Consider the following 14,397-nt stretch of genomic DNA (forward strand, 5'->3'; position numbering starts at 1 on the left):
ACCCGACGCCTCGCCCCCGGCCAGGGGTTTTCGAGGGGTCTGTCGACGGTGGAAGCACGTCTTGCGCGAGGTCCAGGTCTTGCTGCGGGCGGGGCCTTGACGCCCCGCCCGCCCTTCTGCCGTGCAGTGCACCTGATCGGCTCAGTCGCCCGTGCCCCCTGGTGCCGAGTACCCCCTGTACTGCGCCGCTCGCGCCGAGGGTGCCGAAACGGACTGGGCTCCTCTTGCCGTGGTCCGTTTCGGTGCCCTCGATGCGAGCTCCGGGGGGCGCGGTGCCCCGCCCAGCGAAGGCGAGGCAAGAAACTCAGTAGGCGCTGTTCAGGTCGGCCTTGGCGTTCGTCTCGTCGTACTCGCGGTCGCTGATGATGATGTCCTCGGGGATCGGCTCACCGTCGAAGAACTTGGTGGCCGTCTGGAAGGCGAGCGGGCCGAAGCGCGGGTTGCTCTCGATCACGGCGTTGATCCAGCCGTCGGCGATGCCCTGCACCGCTCCCTTCGTACCGTCGATCGAGACGATCTTGACGTCGCCCTTTTGCTTGCCGGCGCCCTTCAGCGCGACCTCGGCACCCAGCGCCATCTCGTCGTTCTCGGCGTAGATGCCGTTGATGTCGCCGTTGGACTGCAGCAGCTGCTCGGTGACCTTCTGGCCCTCCTCGCGGGAGAACTGACCGGTCTGCTCGAACGTGATCTTGATTTCCGGGGCGACCTTGGCGATCTGGTCCTTGAAGCCCTTGGTGCGCAGTGTGGTCACGTTGTTACCGGGGGCGCCGAGCAAGATCGCTACCGAGCCCTTGTTGCCCATCGCAGCGGCCATCTTGTCGGCGGCGCGCTGGCCCTGCTTCTCGAAGTCCGAACCGATGAAGGTCAGGTAGTCGGTGCAGGAGGTGGCGTTGATCTTGCGGTCGATCGTGATGATCGGGATCTTCTTGGCCGACGCCTTGGCGAAGACCGAATCCCAGCCGTCGGAGTTCAGCGGCGCGATGACCAGTAGCTGGACGCCCGAGTCGATCATCTGCTCGACGTCGGCGATCTGCTTGTTGAACTGCGAGTTCGCGTTCGCGGTCTGCAGGTTGCCCGACGGGATGCCGACCTTCGCGGCCTCATCCTTGATGGACTGCGTCTCGGCGATGCGGAACGGGTTCGCCTCCTTCTCCGACTGGGAGAAGCCGACCTTGGCGGTCTTGAGGTCGATCTTGGTGCCGCCGAACTGCTCCAGCGTGCAGGACTTCGCACCGGGGGCGGCCGACTCGACAACCTGGGCACCCGCAGACGCGTTGCCGCCGCTGGTCGCGGCGGGCGTGTCGCTGTCCTCGGACTTGGCGCACGCGCTGAGGAGTAACAACGTCGAACTCATGGCGATGATCGCCGGCTTCCAGCGGCCCGATGTGGCGCTCATGGCGGGTGCTCCTTCATTGATGCCGGGCAGGCCCGGTGCATAGAAGATGATCTTGCTATCAACCCTTAACGATCCGGAAACACATTCACGCACTCTCGAACTTTTTTTGTCAAGGTCATCGACGTGATCAATCAAAAACGAACGCAACGGCGCGTGGCTGGATCGGTGCAGACAGGGGTAAAGGCAGCTCAAACGATGCCGTGGGGGACGCGCAAGGGTGTGCTGGCTTTTTTCAGGACGCGATTCAGCACATGTGATCGCTCACAGTAGACAAAGCTCGCACATGGGGGTGTTCGTTTCTGTAGGCCCGCTGCGGCCGCGACCAGGGCGCCGGCGCGGTCAGCCTGGGGAGGCGGCCGGGATCAGGGCTGCTGATTGGAACAGTAGGGCCAGGGCCCGGTGCTCGGCTGCCGGATCCGGCGCCGGTAGGCCGGACGCGGCTCGGATGTGGGCGAGCAGGCCGGGCTCCGGAGCCAGCCGGTAGGCCCGCAGATAGTAGGCGACCGATTCGGTCCAGAGCCAGTGACCATCGGTCCGGTAGCTCATCGGTACGACCTCGCCGCGGGCCGGCTCCACCACGTCGGTCAGCCGGGCTCCGGTGGCGAGCACCGGGGCGCCCGCCTCCAGATAGCAGGCCACCTCTTCAAGATCATCGCTGAGCTGCTCGTGGCCGGGGTCGAAGCGGGCGCCGGTGGCATCGACGACATCGAAAACCCTCGCCACGTGCAGCGCCGGGGCCTCGGCAGTCATCCAGAGCAGGGCGCCGGCGTTACGAGCGGATCGGGTCGGCTGCTGTGGTTCGGTGCCCTGGGCGTACACCTCGATGGGAATGTCACCGAGTCCGCTCATGATCAGCGGGTCGGCCGTCTCGAGGACGTAGGTGCGGGCCGGTTCCTGACCCGGGGTCAGCCGCCAGGCCCGCCACAGCGCCACCGCTCCGGGACGCTGGCTTACCGCCTGAACGACCGCGGCATCCACCTCGTTACTCAGCTCGCGCCCGACCAGGTCCAGCAGCGGCGGCACGTGGCCCCCGAAGGTGCGCTGATCCGGCAGCGCCGGGACGAACACCGTCACCGCGCCGGTGCCGTCTCTACGGTCACCTCGGCCTCGTCGTCGCCCACCACCCACGGGATCACCTGGAGGCCTTGGCCGGCCTGCTCCTCACGGAACGAGGCGTACGCGTCGGCCACCTCCTCGTCGCTCATGATGGCCGTCTCGCGCACGAAGTCACCGGTGAGCCGGAACGGCACCGGGCCGCCCGGGTTGAACAGCACGTCAACCCCGTCCGGGATCAGCGCCACCAGGGCCATCAGGTCCACCTGCTGCCAGTCCGGCGAGCTCACCCGGCGCTGCTGGGCGGCGCTGGTCGCGATCACCACGCAGCGCACGTCGTCGGGGGACTTGAGGATCAGCGGGCGGCCGTCGCCGTTGAGTGCGGCGGCGAGCAGGGCGTCGCGCATCATCACCTGCAACTGCTCGGCGCGTACCTGGCCCTGCATCGCCAGCCGCAGCATTGCGTCGAGGGGGTCGGTCACCGAGTTGTCGTCGCGCGGCTCGTAGTCCGGGTTGCCGCGGAACGCGCCGACCGTGCCGTCCGCGTCGATCGGCCACAATCCGATCACCGCCTCCAGCGGGGGCACCTCGTCGCCGGGCTGCGGGCGCCAGTCCGGGTCCATCAGCAGGAAGTAGTTCTCCTGGTCCGGCTGCATCAGTTGGATCCTTCCGTCTGCTCCGGCTGCCACGGCTCTACCGAGATGTCGCCCTCCGAACGGAACGACGTCCGGGCCGCGGTCAGCTCGTCGTCCTTCATCGCCGCGGTGGCGCGGATGAAGTCACCGGTGAGCCGCACGGTGGCCGGTCCGCCCGGATTGAGCAGAACATCCACTTGGTCCGGTAGGGCGGCGACCACCTCGTCGAGATCGGCGCGGCGCCAATCCGGTGACGCGATGCGCTCGCGGTGCGGGGTGCTGGTCGCGATGACGACGCACGGGACGCCGTCGGGGGACTTGCCGATCAGCGGCCGCCCGTCGCCGTTCATCGCCTGGTCGACCAGGCTGTCACGGAGCACGAGCTGCAGTTGTTCCATGCCGGCGTCGCCGCGTACGGTCAGGCGCAGCAGGGCGTCAACCGGGTCGGACGGCGAGTTCTCGTTCACCGGCCGGTACTGCGGGTTGCTGCGGAACCGGCCCACCGAGCCGTCCCCGGCCAGCGGCCACAACCCGACCACGGACTCGAACGGCGGGGTGTCACCCTCGTGCTCGGGCAGCCATTCCGGATCCATGAGCAGGAAGAAGCTGTCCTCTTCGGGTGCCTCGGCGGGGCTGGTCATCGTCCGATCCTCCTGCGTCAGGCCGTCCGCGCGCCCACCGCGGGCCGCGGCTCGAACAATGCCGCCAGCGCGCGATGCTCGCCGACGATCGTGGGCTGCGGTGCGACGAACCCGGCGGCCCGGATGTCCGCGAACAGCTCGGCGTCCGGGGCCAGGCCGTGGGTGCTCAGGTAGTACGCCACCGTGTCGGTCCACACCCAGCGTCCATCGGTGCGGTAGCCCATCGGCACGACCGCGCCGCGCGAGGGCTCGATGATGTCGGTGGTGCGCTGCGTGGTGGCCATGATCGGGGAGCCGGCGGCGAGGTAGGACACGGCGCGGTCACGCTCCGGGCCGTCGACCCGCTCATGGTCGTCGTCGAACCGGGGTCCACCCGGGCCACCCCTGTCGAAGACCCGAGCGATGCGCACAGCGGGGAACTCGCCGGCCGCCCACACCAGGGCTGAGGCCGCTCGGGCCTGCACCTGGTAAGGCGGCGGCTCCACGGCCGAAGAGTACGTCTCCACCTGCGGGTCAGCCAGGCCGGCCCGATCCAGGTCACGCATGACAGTCGCGCTCACGCCCGGAAGAAGGTGGGGGTCGGTCTCCATTTCGGCGACGTATACGCGTACCGGATGAACGGCTTGCGCGGCCCACTGCGGCGGCACCCGCCAGGAGCGCCAGAGGGCAATGGCCTGCGGGATCCGCGACAGCGACCGCACCGCGGCGCGATCAAGAGGATCGGTCAGCGGGCCAGACGTCAGATCTGTCACCGGTACGACCAAAGCAGCATCAGGATCGTGCGTGAAACTGTAAGCCGGCTCGGCCCGTAGCTGCGCGACCGCGTCGAGCGCCTTGGCCACCGGTTCGGTGAATCCCTCGGCCAGCACCAGCCGGGCCCGCGCCAGGACGTCGGCAGGCAGCCGGCCGGCCAGCCGCAGCAGCTCCCGATGCAGCCGGGCCACCTCGGCTTCGTGCTCCGTCATGCCGTCCTCGTCCGTGTCGCCCATCAGGTGGCACCTATTCGACCACGGTGTTCGCACCGGCCGGTCGGGGCCGCTGACAGGCGTGCCCCAACGGGCAGGTCAACTTTCCTTGATCCGGGTGTACTTGCCGTCTTCGACCCCGAAACGCCGGTATTCGCCGACAAACAGGCTGCCGGCGCTGGGGTTGGCCCGGAACGACCCGGTAGCCCCGTACACCTGCCCGGTGAAGCCGAACTGCCGCAGCCGTACCAGCAGGTCGTACCCGGAACCGGTCTTGTCCTTCGCGGTGTTCGAGCCGAGCACCACCACGACGGACGCCAGGCCGGAGCGGGAGTTCCGCAGGGCCCCGGAGGCCAGGACCAGGTCAGCCATCTGAGTGCCGGTGACAACTATGGGGGTACGGGTGGAGGTCGCGCCTTCCAGCTTGAACGAGGTGCTGGTCGCGGCGGCGTCGAGCCAGAACACCCGGGTGGGGCTCAGGCCGGAGCGGCCGCCCCAGGGAGTGGCGGTCGAGACGGCGGTGGTGCCGTGGCGGTCGTACCGGGCGTAGTTGTCGTGGTTCGCGTCGACGGCGGTGACGAACTCCTCGATCAGGCGGCGGCCATAGGAGCCCTTCGCGAAGCCCATGCCGATGATCTTGCCGTTCTGGCGGACTACGACGTTGCGGACGGCTTCCAGGGGAATTGGGGGTGCGGGCTGTAGGGGGCGGTGCTCAACGTGGCAGTCGAACAGTGGTTGGAGCAGGACGGCGACCGGTCGCTGAGCGGGTTTGTCGACGACGCGGTCGCCGCGGTGCGGTCAGTGACCGCGGACCGGTAGGGCCGTCCGTCCGGTGGCGCCGGCCTCGGTGATCAGCACTGCGCCGTCGGCTGGGCCGGGGGTGTCGAGGCCGCCGCGGCCGCTGGTGACGATCAGGGTGCCGCCGACCAGGCACACACTGGTGGGCTGTCGAGCGGGTACGGCGATGCGCCGATCGGGTGCGCCGTCGGGGCGGAAGCGCTGAACAGCACCGCCGCCGAACAGAGCCGCCCAGACATGACCATCGCTGTCGACGGTGAGGCCGTCGGGGGAGCCCTGACCGGGGTCGAGGCGAGCGAACGGACGGCGGTTGCTGAGCTGTCCGCTGCCGGCCTCGACGTCGAATTGGTCGATGTGCCCGAGCGGGGTGTCGGACAGGTACATGGTCCGCCCGTCCGGGCTGAAGGCGGGTCCGTTGGCGACGGTGAGGTCCCGGACCATGGTGTGCACGCTGCCGTCGGGATCCAGCCGGTACAGCGCTCCGGCCTTGGCGGACTGGTCGCAGGCCATGCTGCCGGCCCAGAACCGCCCGGCCGGGTCGGCCACCGCGTCGTTCATCCGCCACGGCTTGCTGGTTACCGGCTCGGGCTCGGCAACTGGTTTCACGGCCATCCCCGAGACAGCTCCTAGGCGTACGAAGCCGGTTCCTGCGGCGGCCAGCCACTCGCCGGGGCGGTCGGCGATCGGGGCCACCGCCGCGAGCGGCTCGTCCAGGCGGACCAGCTCGGTCAGCGCGTTCATGCCCGGTTTGAGGGCATCGGCGGGCGCGCTGAGCAGCCGGCCGTTCGGGATGTCAACCAGCACCAGGCGGTCACCTACCCAGCGGGAGCCTTCACCGAGCTCGTACCGGTCGCAAGTCAGCACCTCAACTTCACTCATGACAGGCAAGTCCCCCCTCACCGCAGAATCACACCCGCTCAAGTGCCGCCAGGTAATCAGCGTGGCGAGAGTCAGGGCGGCGGCCAGGACCGCGGTGGTGGCACTGATGATGTCCCCCGTCTCATTGATCGAAGGGGATCGTCAGGGGCCGGCGGCAGGATGGGGGATCCCGCCCTGCCGCCGGTTAGCGCATCAGAGGTTGGCAGCGCCTGCGGCTACGGCCTCGTCAACCGCGGCGTCGTGGCGCTTCTCGGCGCGCTGCTCGGTTTTGTCCTCGCGGGAGGCGGCGGCCGCGCCCAGGCGCTTTGCCGCTGCCGTGGCGGGGGCCGGGTCACCGACGATGCCGCCGCGGATGCGGTTGCTGGCGGCTACCTGGGCGACCGGGGTGTTGCGCTGGACCGTGAGCTTGCCGTCGATGATGGTGCCGGCGACCGTGGCCGTGCCGGTGGTGTTGGTGATGCTGACGTCGGCGCCGAAGTAGCCGCCCGAGGCGCAGCTGTCCAGGGCGCCGTCCGGGCCGAGTTGCACGCCGCCGCGGTTGCCCGAGAAGGTGCCCCGGCCGCGAACCGCGCTGCCGCAGACCACGCTGCCGGTGCTGCTGTTGAGCACCGACAGCGCGCCGTCGACGAACGAGTCGTGCAGGTCGGTGTAGTACGTGCCCGTCGTGTTGAGCGAACCCGTCACCTCGCTGCCGGTGCCCAGGCGGATCTCGCCGGCCGAGGCGTTGACCGAACCGGTGACGCTGGCGTCCTCGGCGAACAGGAAGCTGTCGACGGTGGCCGAGCCCCTGGCCCGTACCGTGATCGGTCCGCTCTCCGCGGATTGCAGGTAGACGCCGTAGCCGCCGGAGGCCAGCGTGATCTCGCCCCGCACGGTGCTCTGCTTGGCGTCCAGGTAGCCGTCCGCGGCGATGCTGACCTGCCCGTCGACGCGGCCGCCGGTGACCACCAGGTTCGCGCCCGCCGCCACGCTCACGTTGCCGGTGATGATGGTTCCGGTGAGGGCGCAGGACTCACCTGCGGGCACAAACAGATCATTGGGTACGGTCACCGCACCGCCGGTGCCGACACAGTAGGTGACCAGGTCGGCGCTGGCGCTCGGGGCGGCCCCCAGCACGCCGGCGGCAACGGCGGCGGTGGTGGTGACGGCGAGGACGACTGTTCGTCTCATGCTTGCTGCTCCTGTCCGGAGGGTGGATGTGGTTCTCATGAGCCGATGCCCGAGCGGGCCGCCGCCCGCACGATGGTCCCGGCCTGGCGCGCGGTCAGGGTGCCGGCCGCGCTCAACCGGTCGGTGACCGTCTGCACGTGGCGCACGAAGGCGGCGTGGGTCGCATAGGTGGCGTGCTCGGCGATCAGGTCGCTGATGGTGCAGCCGTTGCCGGTGTCGGTGTTGGCCACGCCGGTGTCGTCGGAGCCGATGACCACCGTGGCCCGGGTGTCGGAGCCGGGACAGCCGTCGGTGCCGCCGGGCTCGACGGTGAAGGCCAGCGACTGTTCGGCGGCGGTGTTGCCCTTGTTATCCGTCGCCCGGTAGCGCAGCGTGTGCGAGCCGGGAGCGGTGACCACGATCGGGGCGGTGTACCGGGTCCAGGCGCCGTTGTCGAGCGCGTACTCGATGGTGGCCACACCCGAACCGGCGTCGGTGGCGGTCACCGTGACCGTGGCCGAGCCGTCGCCGCCGGTGGCTGCGGCGGTGACCGTGGGCGGGGTGGTGTCCTCGGCCGGCGGGGCCACCACCACGATGTGGGCCATCTGCTCGGCCGAGGTGTTCCCGGCGTTGTCGGTGGCCCGGTAGTGGACCATGTGCATGCCCACCGTGTTGACCACCACGGGCTGCGTGTACGCGGTCCACGCACCGCCGTCGACCTGGTACTCGATGCGGGCCACACCGGAGTCGTCATCGGTGGCCGTGAGCGTGACGCTCGCCGGGCCCACGTAGTTGCCGCCGGCGTCCTGCTGACCGCTGACCTGGGCGGTGACGGTCGGCGCGGTCACATCCTCGTCGCTGGGCTCGGTGACGGTGAACGTCGCCGAGCCGGGCTCGGAGGTGTTGCCCGCCTTGTCGGTGGCCCGGTAGCGCGCGAGGTGCTCGCCGACCGTGCTGACCACCACCGGGGCGGTGTAGCGCGTCCAGGCCCCGCCGTCGATCTGGTACTCGACGGTGCCGACCCCGGAACCGCTGTCGGTGGCGGTCACCGTGACCGTCGCCGAACCCTCGCCCCCGGTCACCGAGGCGCTGACCGTCGGCGCGGTGGTGTCCTCGACCGGCCCGCCGCCGGTGACCACGAGCTCGCCGACCATGGTGCTGTGCCCGGGAATCGTGCAGAAGTAGCGGTACTTGCCCGCGGTCAGGGTCACCGTTGTCGTGTGCCGGCCGTTCTCGGTGTCGAACGGGCTGGCCAGGATGTTCAGCGCGACGTCATGGTTGTAGCCCTCCGTGGTGGTGTCGAAGGTCAGCGTGTGCGGCATGCCCGTCGTGTTGCCGGTGGCCGCGCTGTTCTCGAAAACAACGGTGGTTTCGCCGGTGACCGCCTCGGTGGGCGCCGACCGGTACTTGGTGGTGTCGTCGTTACCGGTCCAGGTCAAGGTCTGCACCGGGGCCGCCTGAACCGGCGGGGTGAGCACCGGGGCGACTGCCAGCAGCAAGCCCAGCAGCACAGCACCGGTTTTTGAACGTACCGTCATAGCCTCTTCCTAAAGATTGCGCACCCGGATGTTGCGGAACTCGATCAGGTCGGTGTCGCTGTGGTTCTGCAACCCGATGTGGCCGCGCAGGAACTGCCGCAGGTCGGTCGGCGGGTCCCCGGCTCGCGAGGACTGCTTGCCGGGGGTGTTGTCGAACTCGTTGATCACCTTGCCGTTGCGGATGATCGTGTAGTGCTGCCCGGCCGCGCGGATCTCGTAGTTGTTCCAGACGTTCTTCGGCGTCGCCCCGGCCGCGGAGATCGGCTGCGGGTCGAAGTTGTAGACCGAGCCGGTCTTCTGCACCTCACCGGTCTCGCCGTCATAGATCTGGATCTCATGACCGCAGTAGATGGCCACCCATGCCTGCGAGGTACGCGCCGAGCCCACCGTGGCGCAACTACCCGGCGGACGCTGTTCCAGCGGGGTACGCGGATCGGGGAAGCGGATGAACACCCCGCTGTTGGCCCGCGCGTCGCCCGGCGCGATGTCCTTGAACTGCAGCTTCACCGAGAAGTCGGCGAACTCGCGGGTGTGCCAGAGCATGCCCAGCCCACCGGCGGAACGCAGAGAACCGTCGCTCTGGAGGCTGAACGAACCCGAAGGCGCCTGTTCCCAGCCGAGCAGCGAGGCCGCGGTGCCGTCGAACAACGGCTCGTACCCCTGGTAGCCGTCCCGGCCGATCGGCGAGGACGCCGCGGCGCGGGTCAGCGTGCCCTTCTGCCGCTCGGTCAGCGGCAGCGTGCTGACCACCGTGGTGACGTGCCGGACGAAGCTGTCGTGGTCGGGCCAGGTGCTCTCGTCGTCGATCAGGTCGTTGATCGTGCAGCCGCCCCCGGCGTTCAGGTTGGGCACCCCGGTGTCGGTGTCGCCGATGAAGACGGTGGCGTGGTCGTCGGAGACGGTGCAGCCCACGGTCAGGGTGGTCGTGACGGTGGCCTTCTCGCCGTCGGCGTAGGTGACGGTGTGCTTGACGGTGAAGGTGCCGGTGCGGGCGTACGTGTGCCGCGGATCCGCCTCGGTGGAGGTCGACCCGTCACCGAAGTCCCAGCTGTGGCTGACCCCGCCGGAGCGCGAACCGGTGAAGGCGTACGTCAGCGGCTTGTTCTGCACCGCAACCGCGTTCGCAGCCGGCACCGGGGTCGCCGGGCCGCCGGTGTAGCTGACCTTGAGCAGCTTCTGCGACGGGCTGAGGCTGAAGAAGCCGCTGCCGTAGTCCAGCAGGTAGAGCGCACCGTCAGCCCCGAACTTGGCGTCCATCCAGGACTGCAGCTTGGTGTCCCCGCCGCCGGCGGGCAGGATCGCGCGCAGCGACTCGGCGAACGGCGGTGGCGACTGCGCCGGCACCCCGGCCGGGTCGACGGTGACCGCCACCCGGTTGTTGGCGTTGGACTCGTCACCGATGAACCACTTGTCGTCCCAGTAACGCGGCCACGCCCCGGCGGTGCCGGCCGGCACCCGGTCGTAGTGGTACGTCGGGCCCGACATCACGGCCTGACCGCCACCGCGCAGGTAGGGCTGGGTGTATGTGGCGTCAGCGGCGTTGTAGGTCGGGACGCCACTGCCATCGGCGCGCGGTGGGAACACCGGGCCGCCACCGTCGGGCGAGTACCAGATCATGTTGTCGCGCGCGGGCGGGATGTCGACCAGCCCGGTGTTGCGCGGCGACTCGTTCTTGAGGTTGTTGCAGTCGTACCAGCCGGTCAGGACCGTGGCGTCGGTGCTGCTGCGGTCGCGGTACGGCTGGCGGTTGCCCATGCAGTACGGCCAGCCCTGGTTGCCAGCCGAGGTGAGGATCGTGGCGGTCTCGTACTTGGCCGGGCCCAGCGCCGGGCTGGGCGAGGAGGCGTCGGGGCCGACCCAGCCGGCGGTCAGCCACTGCTTCTCCTCGTCGATCTGCAGGCGCGCGATGTTGCGCACCCCCATCACGTAGATCTCGGGGCGGGTCTTCGCGGTGCCCTCCGGGAACAGGTTGCCCTGCGGGATCGTGTACGTGCCGCCGGCCTCCGGGTGGATGCGGATGATCTTCCCGGCGAGGTCGTTGGTGTTACCCGAGGTACGCCGCGCGTCCTGGAACGAGGTGCCCGCGTACTCCTTGGTCCAGTTGTTGCCGGAGTAACCCGACGAACCCTCGGAGGAGTTGTTGTCACCCGAGCCGACGTACAGGTTGCCCTTGGCGTCGAAGGCCATGCCGCCCCCGGCGTGACAGCAGCTGTGGATCTGCACCGGGAACTTCAGCAGGTCCTTGCGGGAGGCGACATCGATCGCGCCACCGGAGTACGTGAACCGGCTGATCGTGCGCTGCCCGATGCGCTTCTCGCGGTCGATCGAGTCGTGCGGCATCCAGTAGATGTAGAGCCAGCCGTTCTCGGTGAACCTGGGGTCCGCGACGATGCCGAGCAGGCCCTCCTCGTTCTTGACCAGTTCGTCGCCACTGCCCCGGTTGCCCATCACCGGCAACGTGGTCAGCAGCTTCACCTGCTTGGTGGCCGGGTCATAGGAGTGGATCGTGCCGCAGCCCAGGCCCACGTCAGGGTTGCTCCAGCCGACGATCGGACCGCTCGGGCAGGCCGCCTTGCCGACGTAGAAGATTGTGCCGCCCGGCGCGACGGTGAGCCCGTGCGGCTCGCCGATCTGGTCGAGCCGGCCGCTCTGGTTGGCCGCGGTCAGCCGCTCGGTCTTGTAGTTGGCGGCAATGGTGGCCTGGCAGTCACCGCGGACCAGGCCGGCGGTCCAGTTCAGCGCGCCCGCCAGGTGCTTGCGGAAGGCGTCCTCGGCGTAACCCGCGGCGGTGTGGCCCATGCCGGTGTAGAAGGACCGGCCGCCCTCGTAGTCGCGGCACCAGGACACCGGGTGGAACGCGCCGTTCGCGCCGGGACCCGGGTCGTAGTGGCGTTCCTCGACCTGCGCGACGGTGTGCACCGCGCCGATCGGGTTGGGATCCCAGTTGTACCAGCGGTCGCTGCGCGTGACGGTCAGCGGCAGGTCCCGGGTCGCGGGGTGCTGACGGTCCAGCACGTCGACGACGGCCCGGTTGACCGCTGGCGGCGGCGGGGTGGTGACCGCACCGGTGAACAGCCGCAGGTCGGCGAGCTGGGTGAGCGGCTCCCCGCTGTTGGCGGTGATGGTGAGCCGGAAGAACTTGTACGTCGCGGCGGCGGCCAGGGTGAAGCGGCGCGTCTGGAAGCGCTCGGCGAACACCTCACCGGTGCGCCGGTCCACATCGGTCCAGTTCTGCCCGTCGGGTGAGCCCTGCAGCGTCCAGTCCCTGGGGTCGCGCCCGGCGGAGTCGTTGGCCGAGGTCAGCGCGTACCCGGTGACGGCCTTCTCGGCGGCCAGCTCGAAGGTGACCCAGGCGGTCGGGGTGCGGGCGAGCCACTTGGTGTTCGCGTCGCCGTCGGTCAGCTTGGTGGCGACCTCGTTCGGCGGGTTCTCGCCGCTGGCGCTCACCTTGGCCACCGGTTCGGCGTTGGGGATCGCACCCGCCGGGCGGGTGCCGATCAGCCCGGTGAACCAGGCCGAGTCGAGCTGGGCCTTGGCCGCGTCACCGATACCGAGGAAGCCGTTGCCCGCCTTGACGTAGTTCTGCAGGGCGGTTTCCTGGTCCCGGGACAGGCTCGCACCGGTGGCGGACAGGAAGACCACGGCTCGGTAGCCGGCCAGGGTGGTGGCGGAGAAGACCGCGGGGTCGCTGGAGGTGGTGACCGGCACGCCGGCCGAGGCGCCGAGTTCCTTGACGGCTGCGGTGGCCTCGGTGACCGGGTCCTCCTGCTGGGCCGCCGGGCCGTGGAACACCAGCACGCCGGGCGTCGGTGCCGCCGTTGGTGCGGCGGCAGCGGGCGTTGACGGCGCCGCGATCAGGCCTGTCGCGAGTGTGAGCGCTGCTGCTGCGGCGATTCTTCGTCTCATTGAGCCGGCCCTCCGTGGTCGTGGGTTTCCGGAGCCTGCTGAGCGCTGGTGCCGTGCACGTGACCCCGGAAGCGGTCGATGGCCTCCTGCGCGCCCGGTGGCATGCTGCCGTCGGCGTTGCGCACCAGGAAGACGCCGGCCATGCCGCCGTCGGAGTGGGTCTGCACGTGGCAGTGGTACATCCAGGCGCCGGGGCCGACGCCCTCGCCGGCGAGCACCTGGAAGCCGAACGAGCTGCCGGGGTTGAGGTCCTTGTTGTCCACCGGGATGCTGGGGTCGTTGGGCCCCTCGAGCATCCCGGTGCGGTTGTCCACCCAGCGGTGCGCGTGCAGGTGGAAGGTGTGCAGGGTGTTGCCGTGCCCGATGGCCACCCACTCGACGCGCTGGCCCAGGTTGGCCTCGAACATCGGGGTGTTGGGCGCCACCTTGTTGTTGATGAGCATGTCGTGGAAGACCACGGTGAACTGCTTGTCGGGCAGGATGTCGCCGCGGCGGCGCACGATCAGGGCGCCGTACAGGCCGCGGGCGACGCCGAGGGTGCCGTGCTCGGTGCCCATCGCGTGGTCGTGGTAGTGCCAGTATCCGGCGCTGCCCGGCATGAACCGGCGCCCGGCCGCCGCGGTCATCTCGTGTGAGCGCCACACGTAGGTCCGGGTCTCGCCGGGGTTGTTGTACGAGGCGTTGAACGGCGAGCCGTCGGAGCCGACGCTGTAGTCCACGCCGTGCGGGTGGATCGACAGCCGCTGGTCGGTGGTGTTGACCAGGGTGATCTCCAGGGTGTCGCCCTCGTACATCTCCAGGGCCGGGCCGGGCACGGTGGCCTTGCCGCGTTCGAAGCCGTAGCCGTACAGGTTGCCGGGCAGCGCCTCGGCGTAGATGGTCAGCTTCTGCACCGCCCCGGCGGCCCGCGCCGCGCTGTCGTGCCCGGTCAGCGCGATGGCGGCGGGCACCGTCAGACCCAGCGCCCCGGTCGCGATCAGCGAGCGCCGCGACAGCCCGCCGCGAGGTGTGCCAACGTTGTCATCGGCCGTGTTGCCGGCGGCCGTGTTACCCATGGCCGTGTTGTCAGAGGCCGTGTTGTCAGAGGCCATGCGTCTCCATCCGTGGTCGCCGCGCCAGGCAGCGCACGCATCGATCCAACCCGATCTGACGCGCCGTCTGTCCGGTAGCTCAGCGTCATCGAAGCTCCCGGCGGCCGCGTCCCAAAACTTTCGTCAGTCGACATCAATCTATGTTTGGAATCGACAAAAGTGAAGCTCTACAGGGGAATCAGCCCACCCCCGCTGTGCGCTATTTGGGCAGTTCATGACGGCTACCCGACCGTACGTGGTGGCTGCCGCCCGTCTCGTGGAAGCGCTCCCGGCGCGGTTACCAGCGGCTCCGTAACGGTGATCTTGTGTAGTGGGGACGGTACGGGGGCGTGTCATAGGTGACTGA

9 protein-coding genes and 2 pseudogenes are annotated in these 14,397 nt (G+C 69.5%); all 11 read right to left on the reverse strand.

The window, feature by feature from the left end; translation table 11 throughout:
• Positions 1-304: 304 nt before the first annotated feature.
• Complete coding sequence (locus TFC3_RS02175) at positions 305-1,396, reverse strand: ABC transporter substrate-binding protein (protein ID WP_067494849.1); 1,092 nt, start codon at positions 1,394-1,396, stop codon at positions 305-307.
• 339 nt (positions 1,397-1,735) lie between these two features.
• Positions 1,736-2,470 (reverse strand): hypothetical protein, encoded by a 735-nt coding sequence (locus tag TFC3_RS02180; RefSeq protein ID WP_067494854.1) that lies wholly within the window; start codon positions 2,468-2,470, stop codon positions 1,736-1,738.
• A gap of 140 nt (positions 2,471-2,610) precedes the next feature.
• Positions 2,611-3,105: pseudogene (locus tag TFC3_RS02185) on the reverse strand (type VII secretion system-associated protein); the annotation flags it as partial.
• Between the two features lie 113 nt (positions 3,106-3,218).
• A pseudogene (locus TFC3_RS02190) lies at positions 3,219-3,725 on the reverse strand (type VII secretion system-associated protein); the annotation flags it as partial.
• 17 nt (positions 3,726-3,742) lie between these two features.
• Positions 3,743-4,714, reverse strand: coding sequence for a hypothetical protein (locus TFC3_RS02195; protein WP_082771818.1), 972 nt, complete (start codon positions 4,712-4,714; stop codon positions 3,743-3,745).
• A 75-nt stretch (positions 4,715-4,789) separates the two neighbouring features.
• Positions 4,790-5,317 (reverse strand): hypothetical protein, encoded by a 528-nt coding sequence (locus tag TFC3_RS02200; RefSeq protein WP_067494861.1) that lies wholly within the window; start codon positions 5,315-5,317, stop codon positions 4,790-4,792.
• Positions 5,318-5,488: 171 nt separating this feature from the next.
• Positions 5,489-6,367 (reverse strand): SMP-30/gluconolactonase/LRE family protein, encoded by an 879-nt coding sequence (locus tag TFC3_RS02205; RefSeq protein ID WP_067494865.1) that lies wholly within the window; start codon positions 6,365-6,367, stop codon positions 5,489-5,491.
• 192 nt (positions 6,368-6,559) lie between these two features.
• Positions 6,560-7,537: a hypothetical protein gene (locus tag TFC3_RS02210; protein WP_067494868.1), complete on the reverse strand. Its 978-nt coding sequence runs from the start codon at positions 7,535-7,537 to the stop codon at positions 6,560-6,562.
• A 35-nt stretch (positions 7,538-7,572) separates the two neighbouring features.
• Complete coding sequence (locus TFC3_RS02215; protein ID WP_067494871.1) at positions 7,573-9,054, reverse strand: plastocyanin/azurin family copper-binding protein; 1,482 nt, start codon at positions 9,052-9,054, stop codon at positions 7,573-7,575.
• Positions 9,055-9,063: 9 nt separating this feature from the next.
• Positions 9,064-12,960 (reverse strand): ThuA domain-containing protein, encoded by a 3,897-nt coding sequence (locus TFC3_RS02220; protein ID WP_067494874.1) that lies wholly within the window; start codon positions 12,958-12,960, stop codon positions 9,064-9,066.
• Positions 12,957-14,051 (reverse strand): multicopper oxidase domain-containing protein, encoded by a 1,095-nt coding sequence (locus TFC3_RS02225; RefSeq protein WP_236717947.1) that lies wholly within the window; start codon positions 14,049-14,051, stop codon positions 12,957-12,959. The genes TFC3_RS02220 and TFC3_RS02225 overlap by 4 nt, the downstream gene beginning before the upstream one ends.
• Positions 14,052-14,397: the final 346 nt, after the last annotated feature.

Origin of the sequence: Actinoplanes sp. TFC3, assembly GCF_001553785.1 — a bacterium.
Classification (GTDB): domain Bacteria; phylum Actinomycetota; class Actinomycetes; order Mycobacteriales; family Micromonosporaceae; genus Actinoplanes.

Coding starts and splice junctions, on each gene's coding strand:
- TFC3_RS02205 (WP_067494865.1), bottom strand. CDS start 6,367: ATGAGTGAAGTTGAGGTGCTGACTTGCGACCGGTACGAGCTCGGTGAA.
- TFC3_RS02225 (WP_236717947.1), bottom strand. CDS start 14,051: ATGGCCTCTGACAACACGGCCTCTGACAACACGGCCATGGGTAACACG.
- TFC3_RS02210 (WP_067494868.1), bottom strand. CDS start 7,537: ATGAGACGAACAGTCGTCCTCGCCGTCACCACCACCGCCGCCGTTGCC.
- TFC3_RS02220 (WP_067494874.1), bottom strand. CDS start 12,960: ATGAGACGAAGAATCGCCGCAGCAGCAGCGCTCACACTCGCGACAGGC.
- TFC3_RS02215 (WP_067494871.1), bottom strand. CDS start 9,054: ATGACGGTACGTTCAAAAACCGGTGCTGTGCTGCTGGGCTTGCTGCTG.
- TFC3_RS02200 (WP_067494861.1), bottom strand. CDS start 5,317: ATGGGCTTCGCGAAGGGCTCCTATGGCCGCCGCCTGATCGAGGAGTTC.
- TFC3_RS02195 (WP_082771818.1), bottom strand. CDS start 4,714: ATGGGCGACACGGACGAGGACGGCATGACGGAGCACGAAGCCGAGGTG.
- TFC3_RS02175 (WP_067494849.1), bottom strand. CDS start 1,396: ATGAGCGCCACATCGGGCCGCTGGAAGCCGGCGATCATCGCCATGAGT.